The sequence below is a fragment of the Streptosporangiales bacterium genome (assembly GCA_009379955.1).
In the GTDB taxonomy this organism is placed as follows: domain Bacteria; phylum Actinomycetota; class Actinomycetes; order Streptosporangiales; family WHST01; genus WHST01.
In genome coordinates this window covers 40,261-56,995 of the sequence record WHST01000030.1, presented here as the reverse complement: position 1 = coordinate 56,995, position 16,735 = coordinate 40,261, and the positions used below count along the sequence as shown (strand labels likewise).

The 16,735-nt window shown below is 71.1% G+C and carries 16 protein-coding genes, 1 pseudogene and 1 riboswitch; of the genes and pseudogenes, 12 read left to right on the top strand and 5 right to left on the bottom strand.

The window, feature by feature from the left end; all coding sequences use genetic code 11:
- Positions 1 to 347 precede the first annotated feature (347 nt).
- From ilvD to GEV10_11720, 3 genes are read left to right on the top strand one after another with little or no spacing between them, the layout of a single operon-like run.
- Entirely contained in the window at positions 348 to 2,204 is a 1,857-nt protein-coding gene (gene ilvD, locus GEV10_11730) for a dihydroxy-acid dehydratase (GenBank protein MQA79125.1), read from the top strand.
- Between the two features lie 4 nt (positions 2,205 to 2,208).
- Positions 2,209 to 2,736, top strand: a complete 528-nt coding sequence (locus GEV10_11725) for a MarR family transcriptional regulator (GenBank protein MQA79124.1) — start codon at positions 2,209 to 2,211, stop codon at positions 2,734 to 2,736.
- A gap of 47 nt (positions 2,737 to 2,783) precedes the next feature.
- Positions 2,784 to 3,590: a methyltransferase domain-containing protein gene (locus tag GEV10_11720; protein ID MQA79123.1), complete on the top strand. Its 807-nt coding sequence runs from the start codon at positions 2,784 to 2,786 to the stop codon at positions 3,588 to 3,590.
- Positions 3,591 to 3,606: 16 nt separating this feature from the next.
- Here the strand turns inward: GEV10_11720 and GEV10_11715 are convergent, their stop codons facing one another.
- From GEV10_11715 to GEV10_11705, 3 genes are all read right to left on the bottom strand, one after another.
- Entirely contained in the window at positions 3,607 to 3,777 is a 171-nt protein-coding gene (locus GEV10_11715; protein ID MQA79122.1) for an HTH domain-containing protein, read from the bottom strand.
- Between the two features lie 250 nt (positions 3,778 to 4,027).
- Positions 4,028 to 4,576 carry a hypothetical protein gene (locus GEV10_11710; GenBank protein ID MQA79121.1) on the bottom strand — a complete coding sequence of 183 codons (549 nt, stop codon included), beginning with the start codon at positions 4,574 to 4,576 and terminating at the stop codon, positions 4,028 to 4,030.
- Positions 4,577 to 4,674: 98 nt separating this feature from the next.
- Positions 4,675 to 5,307: a response regulator gene (locus GEV10_11705; protein MQA79120.1), complete on the bottom strand. Its 633-nt coding sequence runs from the start codon at positions 5,305 to 5,307 to the stop codon at positions 4,675 to 4,677.
- Between the two features lie 173 nt (positions 5,308 to 5,480).
- Positions 5,481 to 5,590, top strand: a riboswitch (TPP riboswitch).
- A 37-nt stretch (positions 5,591 to 5,627) separates the two neighbouring features.
- Here GEV10_11705 and GEV10_11700 point away from each other — a divergent pair.
- The 4 genes from GEV10_11700 to GEV10_11685 are packed head-to-tail and all read left to right on the top strand — an operon-like array spanning position 5,628 to position 9,260.
- A complete protein-coding gene (locus tag GEV10_11700; GenBank protein MQA79119.1) occupies positions 5,628 to 6,233 on the top strand; it encodes a hypothetical protein in 606 nt (201 codons plus the stop codon).
- Positions 6,230 to 6,817: a thiamine ABC transporter permease gene (locus GEV10_11695; protein MQA79118.1), complete on the top strand. Its 588-nt coding sequence runs from the start codon at positions 6,230 to 6,232 to the stop codon at positions 6,815 to 6,817. The genes GEV10_11700 and GEV10_11695 overlap by 4 nt, the downstream gene beginning before the upstream one ends.
- The gene (locus GEV10_11690) at positions 6,814 to 8,463 is read left to right on the top strand and encodes an ATP-binding cassette domain-containing protein (GenBank protein MQA79117.1); all 1,650 of its coding nucleotides are present in this window, start codon (positions 6,814 to 6,816) and stop codon (positions 8,461 to 8,463) included. The genes GEV10_11695 and GEV10_11690 overlap by 4 nt, the downstream gene beginning before the upstream one ends.
- A complete protein-coding gene (locus GEV10_11685; GenBank protein ID MQA79116.1) occupies positions 8,394 to 9,260 on the top strand; it encodes an energy-coupling factor transporter transmembrane protein EcfT in 867 nt (288 codons plus the stop codon). The genes GEV10_11690 and GEV10_11685 overlap by 70 nt, the downstream gene beginning before the upstream one ends.
- A gap of 17 nt (positions 9,261 to 9,277) precedes the next feature.
- Here the strand turns inward: GEV10_11685 and GEV10_11680 are convergent, their stop codons facing one another.
- Positions 9,278 to 9,703, bottom strand: a complete 426-nt coding sequence (locus tag GEV10_11680; protein MQA79115.1) for a hypothetical protein — start codon at positions 9,701 to 9,703, stop codon at positions 9,278 to 9,280.
- 236 nt (positions 9,704 to 9,939) lie between these two features.
- On the opposite strand from GEV10_11680, the gene GEV10_11675 reads away from it, so the two are divergent.
- Genes GEV10_11675 through lysA form a run of 3 tightly spaced genes read left to right on the top strand, consistent with a single transcriptional unit; the run spans position 9,940 to position 12,076 of the window.
- On the top strand, positions 9,940 to 10,203 hold the full coding sequence (locus GEV10_11675; GenBank protein ID MQA79114.1) for a hypothetical protein: 264 nt from the start codon (positions 9,940 to 9,942) through the stop codon (positions 10,201 to 10,203).
- Complete coding sequence (locus tag GEV10_11670) at positions 10,200 to 10,736, top strand: AsnC family transcriptional regulator (GenBank protein ID MQA79113.1); 537 nt, start codon at positions 10,200 to 10,202, stop codon at positions 10,734 to 10,736. The genes GEV10_11675 and GEV10_11670 overlap by 4 nt, the downstream gene beginning before the upstream one ends.
- A complete protein-coding gene (gene lysA / locus GEV10_11665) occupies positions 10,733 to 12,076 on the top strand; it encodes a diaminopimelate decarboxylase (GenBank protein MQA79112.1) in 1,344 nt (447 codons plus the stop codon). Before GEV10_11670 ends, lysA begins: the two co-directional genes overlap by 4 nt.
- An 18-nt stretch (positions 12,077 to 12,094) precedes the next feature.
- On the opposite strand, the pseudogene GEV10_11660 reads toward lysA, so the two are convergent.
- Positions 12,095 to 14,668: pseudogene (locus GEV10_11660) on the bottom strand (DUF4118 domain-containing protein).
- A 145-nt stretch (positions 14,669 to 14,813) separates the two neighbouring features.
- Here GEV10_11660 and GEV10_11655 point away from each other — a divergent pair.
- Together GEV10_11655 and GEV10_11650 are read left to right on the top strand one after the other, a co-directional pair.
- Positions 14,814 to 16,199, top strand: a complete 1,386-nt coding sequence (locus GEV10_11655; GenBank protein ID MQA79111.1) for an MmgE/PrpD family protein — start codon at positions 14,814 to 14,816, stop codon at positions 16,197 to 16,199.
- Positions 16,196 to 16,672 (top strand): hypothetical protein, encoded by a 477-nt coding sequence (locus tag GEV10_11650; protein MQA79110.1) that lies wholly within the window; start codon positions 16,196 to 16,198, stop codon positions 16,670 to 16,672. Before GEV10_11655 ends, GEV10_11650 begins: the two co-directional genes overlap by 4 nt.
- Positions 16,673 to 16,735 lie beyond the last annotated feature (63 nt).

Genomic DNA, 16,735 nt, shown 5'->3' with positions numbered 1-16,735 from the left:
GCGGCTCGACGACGGGAGCCGTGTGACGCGAGAGTGTCACGCACGGTTCTACGAGCGGCGGCGGGTGCAACTCCCGCCGCCGACTCACCACCGGCTCAAAGACGAGAACACCGGCTGGTCCCTGAAGGCCCACCCCGACGGATCGGTCACCTGGACCTCACCCGCGGGCCGCGAGTACACCCAACATCCCCACGACTATGGCGACACCTGACGCGGTGCCACCGCTCGTGTTGTCGGAGTCCGCGTACGTCGGGCTGCCGGTCTTGCGGGGATCGTCAACGGCTCCCGATCATCCGGAGTGCGAGAATGGCGTCTCAGGGTCCGGTCAACGTCAGAAGGGAACGACCTTGCCCCCGCTCCGCTCCCGCACGGTGACGCATGGACGCAACATGGCAGGCGCGCGTGCGCTGTGGCGCGCGACCGGCATGACGGACGACGACTTCGACCGTCCGATCGTCGCGATCGCCAACAGCTACACACAGTTCGTGCCCGGTCACGTGCACCTGCAGGCGGTCGGCGAGGTCGTCGCCGGTGCGGTGCGTGAGGCGGGCGGCGTGCCGCGGGAGTTCCATACGATCGCGGTCGACGACGGGATCGCCATGGGGCACGGCGGCATGCTGTACTCCCTGCCCAGTCGGGAGGTGATCGCCGACGCGGTCGAGTACATGGTCAATGCGCATTGCGCGGACGCCCTGGTGTGTATCTCGAACTGCGACAAGATCACGCCGGGCATGCTCATCGCGGCCATGCGGCTCGACGTCCCGACCGTGTTCGTGTCCGGCGGGCCGATGGAGGCGGGCAAGACCGTCACCGTGAACGGTCGTGCCACGCACAAGCTCGACCTGGTCGACGCGATGTCGGCGTCGGCCGATGCCGAGGTCAGCGACTCCGACCTGCGGCGTATCGAGGAGTCGGCGTGTCCGACGTGCGGGTCGTGCTCCGGAATGTTCACCGCGAACTCGATGAACTGCCTCACCGAGGCGCTCGGGCTGGCGCTGCCGGGCAACGGCACGACGCTCGCCACCCATGTCGCGCGACGCGCGCTGTACGAGGACGCCGGGCGTACCGTCGTGTCGCTGGCGCGGCGCTACTACGAGGACGACGACGCGACCGTGCTTCCGCGGGCGATCGCCACGCGTGAGGCGTTCGACAATGCGATGGCCCTCGACGTCGCCATGGGCGGGTCGACGAACACGGTGCTGCACCTGCTCGCCGCCGCGCACGAGGCGGGCGTCCACTACGCGTTGCCCGACATCGACGAGGTGTCGCGTCGCGTGCCGTGCGTGTGCAAGGTCGCGCCCAACTCGCAGAAGTACCACATCGAGGACGTCCATCGGGCGGGTGGCATCCCGGCGATCCTGGGTGAGCTGCGTCGCGCAGGCGTGCTGCACGACAAGGTGCACACCGTGCACGGCGCGTCGCTGGGGGAGTACCTCGACCGCTGGGACGTCCGGGCCGAGGAGCCGGCGCCCGAGGCCGTCGAGCTGTTCCACGCCGCGCCGGCCGGTGTGCGGACGACGGAGGGCATGAGCCAGGACGTCAGGTGGGGGTCGCTCGACCTCGATGCCGAGAACGGGTGCATCCGCGACGTCGCGCACGCGTACTCCGCCGACGGCGGTCTCGCGGTGCTGTGGGGCGACTTCGCCGAGGACGGCTGCGTCGTGAAGACCGCGGGCGTCGACGAGTCGCTGCTCACGTTCACCGGGCCGGCGAAGGTGTTCGAGAGCCAGGACGCCGCGGTCGAGGGCATCCTCGGTGGCCGGATCGAGCCTGGCGACGTGGTGGTCATCAGGTACGAGGGGCCGCGTGGCGGGCCAGGGATGCAGGAGATGCTCTACCCGACGGCGTTCCTCAAGGGCCGTGGGCTCGGCAAGACGTGCGCCCTCGTCACCGACGGCCGCTTCTCCGGCGGTACCTCGGGCCTGTCGTTCGGACACGTGTCGCCCGAGGCCGCGGCGGGCGGCGTCATCGCGCTCGTCCACGACGGGGACCTGATCACGTTCGACATCCCGCGACGCCGGGTCGCTCTCGACGTCGACGCCGCGGAGCTCGACCGCAGGCGCGAGCGGCTGCTCGCCGAGCTCGGCGGCTACCGCCCGCGTGACCGTGATCGCCCGGTGACGGCGGCGCTGCGCGCCTACGCTGCGTTGACCACGTCCGCGTCGACGGGGGCGGTCCGCGACGTCGCCCAGGTGGAGAGCTGACGCGATGGCGCGCAAGGAGCTCGGGCTTCCCTTCGACCCGATCGCCGTCGCCGGCGAGCACTGGCGGCACCACTTCGGACAGTCGAGCGCGATGCGCGTCGCGACGTCCATCATGCGGGCACAGCAGCTGCTGCTGACCAGGTACGACGAGCTGCTGCGGCCGTACAGCCTGACGTTCGCCCGCTACGAGGCACTCGTGCTGCTGGTGTTCAGCCGCACCGGCGAGCTGCCGATGCGCGTGATCGGTGAGCGGCTGATGGTGCACCCGACGAGCGCGACCAATATCATCGACCGGCTGGCGAAGCAGGGCTACGTCTCGCGCCGCCCCAACCCCGCGGACGGTCGCGGCGTGCTCGCGTCGGTGACGTCCGAGGGGCGCGACGTCGTCAGGCACGCCACCAAGGAGCTGATGGGCATCGACTTCGGCCTCGGCGCACTCGACGACACCCACCGCACCGAGGTCTTCGACGCCCTGCGTGTGCTCCGGGTCGACGCCGGTGACTTCCAGCCTCCCGCGGCGGCGTCCGAATAACGAGACGATCTCTCCCGAACTCTGAGACGTTGTCGTAGACTCCGGGCATGCCGCAGCATCAGGTCTACACACACGGTCATCACGAGTCGGTGCGTCGGTCGCACGAGTGGCGTACCGCGGCCAACTCGGCCGCCTACCTGACCGACCGGCTCCGGCCGGGGGCGTCGCTACTCGACGTGGGCTGCGGCTCGGGCACGATCACCGCGGACCTCGCGGCACTCGTCGCACCGGGCACGGTGACGGCGATCGACGCGTCCGCAGACATCCTCGAGGCGGCCGAGCGGGTGGCGGCCGGGCGCGGTCTCACGAACCTGCGCTTCGAGGTCGCCGACGTCCACGCCCTCCCGTACGCCGACGACGCCTTCGCCGTCGTCCACGCCCACCAGGTGCTGCAGCACCTCGCCGACCCGGTGGCCGCCCTGCGCGAGATGCGCCGCGTGGTCGCGGCGGACGGCGTCGTCGCGGCGCGCGACGCCGACTACGCGGCGATGACCTGGCACCCGGACGTGCCCGAGCTGGACGAGTGGCTCGCCCTGTACCACCGGGTCGCCACGCACAATCGCGGCGAGCCCGACGCCGGCCGCCGTCTCCAGGTGTGGGCGCGCGCGGCGGGCTTCACCGACGTCGCCTGCACGGCGTCGGCATGGTGCTACGCGAGCCCAGACGACCGGGCACGGTGGAGCGGCACCTGGGCGGAGCGCGTCACCCGTTCCGCGTTCGCGGAGCAGGCCGTCGGTTACGGGTACGCGACCGCGGCGGACCTCGACCGGATCGCGGCGGGCTGGCGTGTCTGGGGTGCGGAGCCGGACGGCTGGTTCGGCGTCCTGCACGGCGAGGTGCTCTGCCGCGGCTGAGTGGTCAGGGACCTGGTCACACCCGGATCCAGCCGTGCACGGCGGCGCGCGCGACGAGCTGGATCCTGTTGGCGGCGCCGAACCGGTCCTCGAGCTCCGCGACGCGCCTGCGCACCGTGCGCGAGCTCACGCCGAGCGTCCGCGCGATCGCATCGTCCTTGAGGCCGGCGCCGAGCAGCTCGAGCATGCGGCAGGCGGCGGCGTCGGGGCGGCCTGGCGTGGGTCCCGAGACGGGCCTCGACCAGGCGGCGTGCGGGCGTTCGAGTGCGGGTGCCGTGGTGGCGACGCTCGACGCGGTGATGGTCACGATGCTCTCCTCACGAAACCGTGGTGCCGTCCGGTGGGAGGGCCTCGTCCGAGGTGGCCCACCCACCGGTCAGCACGTTACGAGTCGGCCGCTAACCCGCCGCTAACTCGACTGTCGTGGAGGGAGGTCGTCAGCGTACCGGCCGCACCCCCGTCGCCGTCGCCCGCAGGTCGCCGGGGCCGAAGCGGTCGGGATCGGCGCTCACCCAGACGCCCACGCCGGGACGGACGAGCCAGAACACGTCGCCATCGCCCAGGTAGCCCGCATGACCCCCGACCCGGACCGGATCGAGCGGCCAGTCGGCACGCTCGAGATACGTGGTGAGGAAGCGACGCATCGCGGGGGCACTGGTGAGGGTGTCACCGCGCAGGACGTGGGCCGTGAGGTCGACGCGGTAGCCGCCGGACGGGTTCGCGGACTCCCAGACCTTGCTGCGCAAGCCGACCCCGCCCCACTCGTAGGAGAAGTCGGACACCTGCGGGCCGAGCCCCGGCGGCAGGTGGGTGAGGCGGAAGCCGTCGACGGTGGGCGCGGCGGCGCCGAGGGCGGGAACCATGGTCGGCCCGCGATCAACCGCGGCCCGGGCCTGGTGGGAGCTGTGGACGGCGTGGCCGGTCGCGGCGAGCACCGCGAGGGCCACCGCGACGGTGACGAGGGAACGGCGGGCGAGTGTGGTCATGCTGCCTCCGAGGTCGGATCGTTCGGTACGACCTGGATGTCGGCACGACGAGCCCGCTTCTCGACCCTCGAGGAGCAGATTGTGGACCGCGGGTGCGGTCAGGGCACGAGGCGATAGCCGATGCCCGGTTCGGTGATCAGGTGCCGCGGGCGGGAGGGGTCGGGCTCGAGCTTGCGGCGAAGCTGGGCCAGGTAGACGCGCAGGTACTGCGTCTCCTTCTCGTAGCCGGGACCCCACACCTCGGTCAGCAGTCGCTTCTGTTCGACGAGGCGACCCGCGTTGCGCGCCAGCGCCTCGATCAGCCGCCACTCCGTCGGGGTGAGGCGCACCGCGCGCCCGTCGCGGTCGACCTTGCCCGCGGCGAGGTCGACGGTGAACGACGCCGTCCGTACGACGGGCTCCTCGTCCCGCGCGCTCGCGGCCGACCGCCGCACCGTGGCGCGGAGCCTGGCGAGCAGCTCGTCCATGCCGAACGGCTTGGTGACGTAGTCGTCGGCCCCCGCGTCGAGCGCGTGTACCTTGTCCGTGGACGCGTGACGCGCCGACAGCACGATGATGGGCACGGCGGTCCAGCCGCGCAGGCCCTTGATGACGGTGACGCCGTCGAGATCGGGTAGGCCGAGGTCGAGGAGCACGACGTCGGGGTGGCTGCGCGCGGCGACGTCGAGGGCGCTCCTACCGTCGCGTGCGGTCACGACGTCGTAGCCGCGGGCGCGGAGGTTGATCCGCATGCTCACCAGGAGACCTGGCTCGTCGTCCACGACCAGGACCCTCGTCGCGACCCCACCCGCCGTGCGCTCGCCGGCGGGTGCCGACGGCGCCGTGTCCCCCAGTGCGTTCACTCTTGTCAGGCTCCTCACGTTTCCTACGCTCCGGTGCACCCATCAGCCTAGACTGCTGCGGACAGAAGCCCCCGGGGAGCGCACGAGCGCTGAGAACGTGGTGTACGAACCACGGACCCGTGGAACCTGACCCGGTTGACACCGGCGTAGGGAGCAGGGCGAACGCGGCATCTTCGCTCTCCGGGTGCGCCAGCGTCGAGAGGAACGCCATGGCCCAGGAGAGCTCTATCCCTTCACCGCATGAGTGGGGCGTCGGCTGCAGATTCTCGCTCTACCCGATGTGCGACGACTTCACCGGCGTGATCCTTGGTGCGTTACGCGAGGCCGACGGTACCGGCCTGGAGGTCGAGACCGACGACGTCAGCACGTACGTCGGCGGCGACGAGCGGGCGATCCTCCGGTACGTGTGCGACGTCGTCGCCGCCGCGTCGAGGCGCACCGGCCACGTCGTCGCGCACCTCCTGCTGTCGCGCGGCTGCCCCGGCGAGGTGACCTGCGAGCTCGGTGACGACGACGCGCCACCACCGGCATCCGCTCTCCCCGCGCTGCCGCCGACCGGCGTACGGGCCGCTGCGCACTGGTCGCTGTATCCCCTCGGCGTGACCGGGCACATGGACACGATCGCTGCCGCCGTCACCTCCGCGGACACGCTCACCGGCAGCGTGCACTACGCGAGCCGGCTCGACGGCGACCTGGCCGAGGTGTTGACGACGATCGGCGCCGGCTGGGTCGAGGCGGGCGCGCACGTCCGCCACGTCGTCACTCACGCGACCGTCTCGGTGGGCAGCCCGACCGTGCGGGAGGTACTGGCATGAGCACGGGATGGCGGTTGCGCGACATCGTCCTGCTTGCCGTGCTCGCGGTCGTGTTCGGCTTCCTCTACCGGCTGCTCGTCTTCGCCTGGGGTCCGCTGCAGATCGCGATGGGTCCGCTGGGCGACCTGGCGCAGAACGTCCTCATCGGCGGCTGGATGGTCGTCGCACCGCTCGCCCTGTACATCCTGCGGCGCCCGTTCGCGGGCATCGTGGCCGAGATGATCGCGGCGTTCATCGAGGTCGTCTTCCTCGGCTCGCCGATCGGTCCGCTCCTGCTGCTGACGGGCCTCGTGCAGGGCGTGGGCGCCGAGCTCGCGTTCGCCGCCACGAGGTACCGCTCGTACGGCTGGCCGGTCTTCCTCTGCTCGGGACTGCTCGCGGCGGCCTTCAGCTTCGGCTACGCCGCGATCAGGTTCGGCTGGTGGGGTCAGGACCTGTTCGCCGTGCGGCTCGGCATGCACCTCGCGAGCGGGCTGATCCTCACCGGCGTGCTCGCGAAGCTGATCGGTGACGCGCTCGCCCGTACCGGGGTGCTCGACGAGTACCCGCTCGGCCGTGCCAGGCGGCGCGTGGGCGCCGGGTGACGGTCGCCGTCCGCGGCCTGTCGGTCCGCTATCCCCACCGGGCCGACGCGTCCCTGCGCGACCTCGACCTCGAGCTGCGGCCGGGGGAGCGCGTCCTCGTCCTCGGACCGTCCGGCTCGGGGAAGAGCAGCCTGTTGCGGGTGCTCGCCGGAGTCGTGCCCCAGTCGGTCACGGCAGACGTCACCGGTTCGGTACGGGTCGCCGGCCGTGATGTGGCGGACGTGCCCGTGCCCGAGCTGAGCCGCGACGCCGGCCTGCTGCTGCAGGACCCGGCGAGCCAGCTGTGCCTGCCGCGGGTCGACGAGGAGGTGGCGTTCCCGCTGGAGAACCGGGCGGTCCCGCCGGCGGCGATCGGCTCCGGTGTCGGACGGGCGCTCGCGCGTTCGGGCGCCACGGGATTGCGCGAACGCCCGACGCTCGCCCTGTCCGGTGGCGAGCAGCAACGCGTCGCCCTCGCGGCGACGCTGGCGGCGGAACCCCCGCTGCTGCTGCTCGACGAGCCGACGGCACTGCTCGATCCGGCCGCCGCGGCGGGCCTCGGCGAGGTCCTGCTCGGCCGCTCCGAGGACGCGTACCGGCCCACGGTCGTCCTCGTCGAGCACCGCCTGGACGAACTGCCCGTGTTGCCGGAGCGGCTGCTCGTGCTCGACGGAGCGGGCCGCGTGACGGCGCAGGGCGGGACGCACGCGTTGCTGCGCGAGCACGCCACGGCACTCGCGGACGCGGGCGTGTGGCTGCCGCTGGGTACGGAGCTCGCCGTGGCGGCAGGACGTCACGAGGTCGCGACCGCGACGCCACGTACGGCGTTGGCGGATGCGGCGGTCGCCTCCAGCCTCCGCACGCTCGGCAGGCGGACGCCCCCGCCGCCGGCGGTACGCGGGACGGTCGCGCTGCATGCTCGCGACGCCGCCTTCGCGGTCGACGGGACGCGAGCGGGCTGTGCCGTGCGGACGGGTGCAGAGCTCGCACTGCGCGCCGGCGAGGTGACCGCGGTGATCGGGTGCAACGGGAGAGGCAAGACCACGCTGTTGCTCGGCCTCGCCGGCCTCACGCGGCGGGTGTCGGGTGCGGTCGAGGGCGGACCCGCGGGCATGGTCTTCCAGCAGCCGGAGCACCAGTTCCTCGGCCGGTCCGTGGTGGCCGAGATCGGTTACGGCCTCGACGGCTTCGGCGTGCACGGACAGCAGCGGCGCGCCCGCGTCGACGCCGCGCTGACGGAGTTCGGCCTCTCGCACCTCGCCGACGCCGACCCGTTCCGGCTCAGCGGGGGAGAGAAGCGCCGCCTCTCCGTCGCGGCGATGGCCGTGCTCGACCACCCGGTGCTGCTGCTCGACGAACCGACCTTCGGGCAGGACCGTGCACACGCCCTGACGCTCGCCGACCATCTGCGGGCGACGGCGGACGCCGGACGCGCCGTCGCGTTCGCCACGCACGACCTGCGCCTCGTCGGCCTGGTGGCCGACCGGGTGGTGGTCGTGCACGGCGGACGGGTCACCGCCGCGGGGCCCACGCACGAGATGCTGGCGGACGCACGGTTGCTCGCCGCCGCGGGACTCGTCCGTCCGCCGCTGCTCGACTGGTGGGCCGAGCAGTCCGGCGTCGGCCTGCGTCCCCTGCTCCAGGGGCTCCGCGAGGCGCTGACGTGAACACGCTCGTCCCCGGGGTGCGCGACGGCGACAGCTTCCTGCACCGGCGCAACCCGGTCGCGAAGTTCGTCGCCGTGTTCGCCGTCTCCGCCGCACTCCTCGGCGTCTTCGATCCCGCCACACCCGCGCTGCTCTACGCGCTCGCGCTCCTCGCCGTCGGCGTGCTCGGCCGGGTCGGGATGCGGGTGCTCGCCGCGGCGCAGCTGCCGTTCTTCGCGTTCGCGGTCAGCCTGCTCGCGGTGAACGCGGTGAGCCGCGGCGGCACCGTCATCGTCTCCGCGGGCTGGTTCAGCATCACCGACGACGGGCTCGCGGTCGGGACGTCGCTCGCGCTGCGGACCATGGTGATCGGCACGTGCTCCGTCGGGTTCGTGCTCACGACCGATCCGGTGCGCCTCCTCACCAGCATGCAGCGCCAGCTGCGGCTGCCTCCACAGGTGGCCTACGGCATGCTCGCCGGGTACCGGCTGCTCGGCATGCTCCCGGGGGAGTGGCGCTCCATCCGCCGCGCGCACGCCGTACGCCAACCGCGCACGCGGCACGGTCGCGCGCCGCGCACCCCGCGTGCGCTCGCCCGGGCGGCGATCACGTTGCTGGTGCTCGCGTTGCGGCGCGGTGAGCGGCTCGCGGTCGCCCTGGAGAGCAGGGGCCTCGGGGCAGGCGAGCGGACGGTGTGGCGTCCCGTCGTGGTGACCGGAGGCGACGTGGTGTTCCTCGTCGCGGTCGCCCTGGTCGTGGCGGGCACGTTCGCGGTCACGGCGTGGGCCGGGCTGCTCCGTGGGCCGGGAGCGCTGTGACGGCGGCGCCCTCGCCGTCACGTTCCTCGCCGTCCTCGACGGGTCTTGGCTGGATCGAGGTGGCGTGGATCCCGAGTTCTGTGTGGCCGGATACGCAGGAGGTGTCCGCAGAGCGCTCCGACGACGGCGGCACAGGCGAATACACCGACCCGCGTCGGTTCGGTGGTGGTCTGCCAGCCCAACTCGCCGAACTGGTGGATGATGAACCCGTTGGTGAACAGCCAGCCGAGCACGGCGAGCGGGATGGCGTCGCGGAGGCGGGCGTTTGCCGCGACGCCGGTCGTGATGCTGACCATGACCACGATTCGCTCCGGCTGGGAGTGCTCGGTCTGTCCGGTGAGCGCGGCCGCGGCAACCAGCAGTGCGGCAAACCCGATGGGCAGGGCGAACGGCGACGCGACTGGCCGGGCGCAGTGAGAATCCGCTGGTCGCGCGAGCATCATGTGGCCATTGCATGCACAACGCCCTATCTCCGCGCGGGATCTTGACGCGTTCTTGACAGCGGACCGGTTCGTCTTGACGCCTTCTCTACGACAGCCGGCGCTCCCGAGGTGTCAAGACTGCGTCAGGGCGCGTATGAAGGGCGCAAGCGGAGGTTCGTGCCCGTTCCCCGCGCTCGTAGGTTCGAGGTCGTGAGTATCTCGTCGGAGAGCGGGGAACGGGCAAGGTGCACAACTCGGTGAGTCACAGATGGATGCATGTACCCGTGCGTGGCACCGAGGTGCCCGCCGTCCGACTGGGTGTCGACCGCGTCGGTGAACGAGTGGGTCTCGCGTTCACGACCGAGGACCGCCTGCAGCTGGCGATGGGTGCCGAGCAGCACTGGATCACGTTGGACGAGTCGGCGCTGCGGGAGATGCTCCGAGCGCTGGGGATCAGCCGTATCTCCGTCGACCCCACGATGGTGCTGAGCCGTCCCCGCCTCCACGAGAAGTCGGCATGACGACCACGTCCAGACCGAGGCGAGGCGAAGCGATGACCGTGAAGACCCACACCGATGCTGACAGTGCCGCATACCTCGACGAAATCGACCGCTGCATCCTGCGCCACCTCGCCGACGACGGCCGCGTCCGACTACGCACGCTCGCGTCGTCGACAGGGCTCAGCGAGTCCGCCGTGTCGACGAGGATCCACCGACTGCAGGCGAACGGCATGGTGGTCGGCTATCACGCTCGGCTCGATCCCACCCGGCTGGGTCGGCCGGTCCAAGCGGTCGTCAGGTTGCGCCTGACCGCAGGCGTCGAGCCGAGCGCGTTCGAGGATCTCCTGCGCTCCCTGCCGACCGTCGTCAACGCGTGGCAGATCGCCGGCGACGCCGACTACGAGGTCTGGCTCGCCTGCCGCGACGTACCGAATCTCCACGCCACCCTCGTCGCGCTCCACGGCGGCGGCTCCACGGACCGGGTCACCAACCTCGTCCTGAACCAGGTCCCCGGCTTGACGGGATCGCGCCTGGTGGAAGCACCCGCACCATGACCGCTCAGCTCTCGGCCCGACCCGTCTCCACGGTCCCACCGGATGACGCTGTGTGGCCACTGACCAGCCAGACCACCGAGGACGGCGACCTCACCGTCGGCGGTGTCCGGCTCACCGACGTGGTCACCCGCTACGGAACCCCCGCATACGTCATCGACGAGTACGACGTGCGCACGCGCTGCCGCCGGTTCAGGCGCGCGTTCCCCGACGCCGAGATCGCCTACGCCGGCAAGGCGTTCCTGTGCAGAGCAATGGCACGGTGGGTCGCTGACGAAGGTCTGTCTCTCGACGTCGTGTCCGCCGGAGAGCTCGCGATCGCCCGATCGGTCGGGTTCCCCGCGGAACGGATCCTGCTGCACGGCAACGCAAAGTCGCCACAGGACCTGCGCGCTGCTCTCGACTACGGCGTGGGCAGGATCGTGGTCGACTCCGCGACCGAGGTGGCACGGCTCGCCGCCGCGACCGGCGGTCGTCACCGCCAGCCCGTGCTCCTGCGCGTCATCCCTGGCGTCGACGCCGGAACGCACCAGGCTCTGACGACAGGTGTCGAGGAGCAGAAGTTCGGCCTGTCGCTCGACTCCGGTGCGGCCGAGGACGTCGTCCGCCGCATCCTCGGGCAACCCGACCTCGAGCTCGTCGGACTGCACTGCCACGTCGGCTCACAGGTCACCCGACCGGACGCCCACGCGACCGCCGCACGTCGCCTGGTGACCGGACTCGCGCGGATCCGCACCGAACACGACATCACCCTGCGTCAGCTCGACCTGGGCGGCGGCTTCCCCGTTCCCTACACCTCCGCCGAGCCCTCCTTCGACCTACCCGGCCACGCCCGCGAGCTGCGAGCCGCGGTTGCCCGTACATGCGCGCTGCACCGTTACCCGACGCCGAAGCTCACCATCGAACCCGGCCGCGGCATCGCGGCCACCGCCGGCATCACCGCCTACCACGTCCTCGCCGTCAAGCACACCAGCGCCGGAAACACCTACGTCGCGGTCGACGGAGGTATGGGCGACAACCCCCGGTGCAGCCTCTACGGCGCGCGTTACACCGTCCGGCTCGTCGGCCGACGAGCCAAGACCCGCGAGACCCGACCGACCACGGTCGTCGGACGCTTCTGCGAAACCGGTGACATCATCGCCGTGGACGCCCCACTACCGGCCGACCTCCACCCAGGCGACGTCCTCGTGGTCGCCGTCACAGGCGCCTACCACCACTCGATGGCGTCGAACTACAACGCCATCGCCCGACCACCCGTCATCGCCGTGCGCGACGGCAGAGCCCGCCTGCTCATCCGCCGCGAAGCAGACGCCGACATCAACACCCGCGACGTCGGCTTGTGAACGAGCCGGCCCTCGCGCTCACGGCGTGAGCAGGGCTGCTCCGGAGGTCGGAAGAGCTGTGACGTCCTCGTCCGGCGGCTCCCCGTCGTCCCGTGCGGGAACGTGGACGGGGATCGTGAGCACCATCGTCAGCCCGCCGCCGGGGGTGTGCTCGGCGGTCAGGTCGCCGCCGACCGCCCGGGCGAAGCCGCGCGCGACCGCGAGACCGAGCCCGACGCCGTCGCCTCCCGGCACGTCGCCGAGACGCTGGAACGGCTCGAAAATCTCCTCGATCTGGTCGTCCGGGACGCCGCGACCGCGGTCGACGACCCTGATCTCCACGCGCTCGGCGTGGGTGCTGGCCGCGACGGTCACCGGCGCGTCGGGAGGTGAGTGACGCAGCGCGTTCTCGACGACGTTCGCCAGCGCGCGTTCGAGCAGGCCGGGGTCGGTGTGCAGGAGCGGGAGACCGGGCGTGACCTCCCATCGGACGGCGCCGACCTCCGCGGGCACCACGGCCGAGAGCAGCTCCTCGACCGATGCGGCGCGGTGCAACGGCGTGACCGCGCCGGTGCGCAGGCGGCTCATGTCGAGCAGGTTGGCCACCACGCGGTCGAGCCGGTCGGTGGCCTCGGCGACGGTGGACAACAACGTGTGGCGGTCCTCGGCCGAGAAGTCCACGTCGCCGGCGAGCAGGCTCGACACGTTCGCCTTGATCGTCGCCAGCGGCGTCCGCAGGTCGTGGCTGACGGCGGCCAGCAGCGTCGTGCGCATGGCGTTGCCCTCGGCGCGCCTGGTGGCCTCGGCGGCCTCGGCGCGCAGCCCGGCGCGTTCGACGAGCACCGCGACCTGCGCGGCGTACGCATTGAGGACGCGGACCTCCTCGGCGGGCAGCGGACGTCCGCGCAGCGCGATCGCCAGCCGGTCCGTGACCGACACCTCGGCCTCGGCCTCCTCCGGCCTGCGGCACGGGTCGTCGCCGGACGCCGCCACGAGCCGCCACGGCGACCGATCGTCGTCGCGCTCGAGCAACGCCGCGCTCGTCACGCCGAACGTCTCGCGTAACCGCGCCAGCATCGCCTCGACGGTGTCCTCGCCGCGCAGCACCGCCCCACTCAGCAGGAACAGCGTGTCGGCCTCGCGGCGGGCGGCCGCGGCCAGCTTGGCGCGCCGCGCGGCACGGTCGACGACGGTTGCCACCGCCACACCGACGAGCACGAACACCACGACCGCGAATGCGTTCTCCGGTTCGGCGATGGTCAGGGTGTACAGGGGCGGTGTGAAGAAGTAGTTCACGATGAGACTGCCCAATGCGGCCGTCACGATCGCGGGCCGCATCCCGCCGACGAGGCCGACGACGACCGTCAGCGCGAGGAACATCATCAGCTCGGTGGGCAGGCTGTGCAGGTCCCGGGTGTGGGCGAAGCCCCAGGCGAGGAGCCATGGTCCGAGCACGGCGAGCGCCCATCCCGCGGCGAGCCGGCGGCGTCCGAGTAGGAGCCGCGACGGCCTGCGTGCGTGTCCTCCGGTCTGCTCGTGGGTGACGACGAGCACGTCGATGTCGCCCGAATCGCGGATGATCGTGGCGCCGACGCCGCGGGACAGGAACCGCGAGAACCGCCCGCGCCGGCTCTCGCCGATGACCACCTGGGACGCGTTGACGCCGTGGGCGAACTCGAGGATCGCCTTGGAGACGTCGTCAGCGACGACGTTGTGGAAGGTGCCGCCGAGGCTCTCGGCGAGGTGCCGCTGCTCCTCGAGCCGCCGTGGGTTTCGCGCCGGTGAGATCGTCGCCGCGCGCGACGGAGAGCGCCAACAGCTCGGTGCCTGCGCCCCTCGCCGAGATGCGCGCGGCCCTGCGGATCAGCGTCTCGCCCTCCGGCCCGCCGGTGAGAGCGACGACGATCCGCTCCCTTGCCGGCCAGGTCCGCGCGATGCCGTGCTGCTCCCGGTAGTCCTCCAGGTGCTCGTCGACACGGTCGGCCAGCCAGAGCAGGGCGAGCTCGCGTAACGCGGCGAGGTTGCCGACCCTGAAGTAGTGCGACAGCGCCGCGTCGACCTTCTCCGGTGGATACACGTTGCCGTGCGCCATGCGCCATGCGCCGCCGCAGGGCGTCGGGGGACATGTCGACCAGCTCGATCTGGTCTGCCCTGCGGACGACGGAGTCGGGGATCTTCTCGCGCTGGTCGACGCCGGTGATCGCCTCGACGACGTCGTGCAGTGACTCGAGATGCTGGATGTTGACGGTGGAGATGACGTTGACGCCGGCGGCGAGCAGCTCGTCGACGTCCTGCCAGCGCTTCTCGTTGCGCGAGCCAGGCACGTTGGTGTGGGCGAGCTCGTCGACGAGTGCGTACGCCGGTTTGCGTGCGAGTACCGCGTCGAGGTCCATCTCGGCGAACTCGACGCCGCGGTAGGCGAGCGTCCGCAGTGGGGACGGCGGGGAGGCCTTCGAGTAGCGCCGCGGTCTTGGCCCTGCCGTGCGTCTCGGCGAACGCGACCACGACGTCGGTGCCCCGGTCGAGCCGGCGGTGACCCTCGCCGAGCATGGCGTACGTCTTGCCGACGCCGGGTGCGGCGCCGAGGTAGACGATGAGCTTGCCTCGGTTCACGGTTCCATCATGGCGCGCACAGATGGTGGCGAGTCGGCAATTCCCGGCGATCCCTTGACAGTGCGTGCCGACCCTCGTAGCTTGTCCGCAAAACGAGAAGCCATCCCGTATTGCGGGAAGCTTCCAGGAACGGACGAGTGTCGCGATGTCGCTGACGGAAGACGTAGCAGACTTCACGGTCGGCCTGCGGTTCGACGACATACCCGACGCAGTACACCGGACCGCGATCGAGCACGTCCTCGACGGGTACGGCCTCGCCCTCAGCGGCGCCGCCGAGGAGAGCCATCGGATCATGCGGCGGTACGTCGAGAAGGTCGCGTGCGCCGACGAGGTCGCCGTGCTCGGCACGTCGCTGCGGACCTCCGCCGAGCTCGCGGCCCTGACCAACGGCCTCGCCATCCACGCGATGGACTACGACGACACTCAGCTGTCCACCAACCCGGAGAGCGTGTACGGCCTGCTGACGCATCCCACCGCTCCCGTGCTCGGTGCGACCGCCGCGATGGCGGAGCTCATCGGCGCGAGCGGGCGTGACCTGCTGACGGCCTACGTGACGGGAGTGGAGGTCGCGTGCCGCACCGCGGACGCGTCGAACCCGCGCCACTACCAGAAGGGCTTCCACTCGACAGGGACTTTCGGGGCGATCGGAGCGGTCGCGGGCGCGGGCAAGCTCCTGGGGCTGTCGAAGGAGCAACTCCTGTACGCGTTCGGTGTCGCGGCGGCACTGTCCGGTGGCTACCGGGAGAACTTCGGGACCATGACCAAGCCGCTGCACGCCGGGAAGGCAGCCGAAGCAGGCGTCTTCGCCGCACGCCTCGCAGGTGACGGTTTCACGGCGGCGACGAACATCCTCGAGGCCAAGCGAGGGATGTACGCGGCGTCGAGCGACGGCTATGAGCCGTCGCGCATCCAGGGCAGGCTCGGCTCGCCGTTCTTCTTCGAGGACCCCGGCGTCTCCATCAAGCCCTATCCGTCCGGTTCGTTGTCGCACCCGGGACAGGACGCCGTTCTCGATCTCGTGCGAGAGCACGACATCGCGCCCGACGAGGTCGAGGAGGCGATCGCCGGCACGAACTCGGCGATGCCGAACGCACTCATCTACCGCACGCCGACGACGGCACTGGAGGCGAAGTTCTCGTTCCCCTTCTTCCTGGCGATCGCGATACTGCGGCGCAAGGTCGGGATCGAGGAGTTCCACGACGACGTCGTTCGCAGTCCCGAGGTGCAGGACATGCTGAAACGCTGCCACCACGTGGTGGACGAAGAGATGGACGCAAGGGGATTCCAGCACATGAACACCCGCGTCACCATTCGCCTGAAGGACGGCCGTGTCTTCGAGCGAGTCGAGGCCTTCGCGACCGGCCATCCCGAGAAGCCGATGTCGCGCGAGCAGTTGGAGGCGAAGTTCTTCGAATGCGCTGATCCGGCGATCGGCCGAGACCGGGCGCGGCAGGCGGCGGACATCATCTGGGACCTCGATGAGCTCGACGATGTCGCGACGTTGCACAGGTCGCTGGATGGTTCGCCGTGAGCAGGCCGTCCGCGCTCCGGCAGGTCGACGTCCTCATCGGCGCCGCCCTCGTCGTTCTCGGCGTCTTCGCGTTGTTCCAGAGTCTTCAGCTGGACTTCTACGATGGCGAGGTTCCCGGGCCGGGCTTCTTCCCCAGTCTTGTCGGGATCGCATTGATCCTCTCGGGCGTCGCAGTCGCCCTGATCCGGCTGAGGACTTCGAAGGGCGTCGGTGGCGAGTTCGAGCCGCCGAGCCGACAGCAGGCGATGCGGTCGCTCGGACTGTGGGCCGCGGTCTTCGTGGCCGCGCTCGCGGTGGGTTTCCTGGGCTTTCCCCTGACGATGCTCCTGCTTGTCGCGGTGATCCTCTTCGTCATCGAGGGGCGCCGTAGCGTCGGGGCCGTGATCGCGACCATCGTGATCCCGTTGGTCACCTGGATGCTGTTCGCGTTGCTGTTACAAGTTCCCCTTCCCACCGGACCGTTCGGGTCCTGAGCGCGTTCTTGGAGTTGGCGACAGTGGCGGGCACGGTCAGAACACGACGGAGGCGATGGCTGT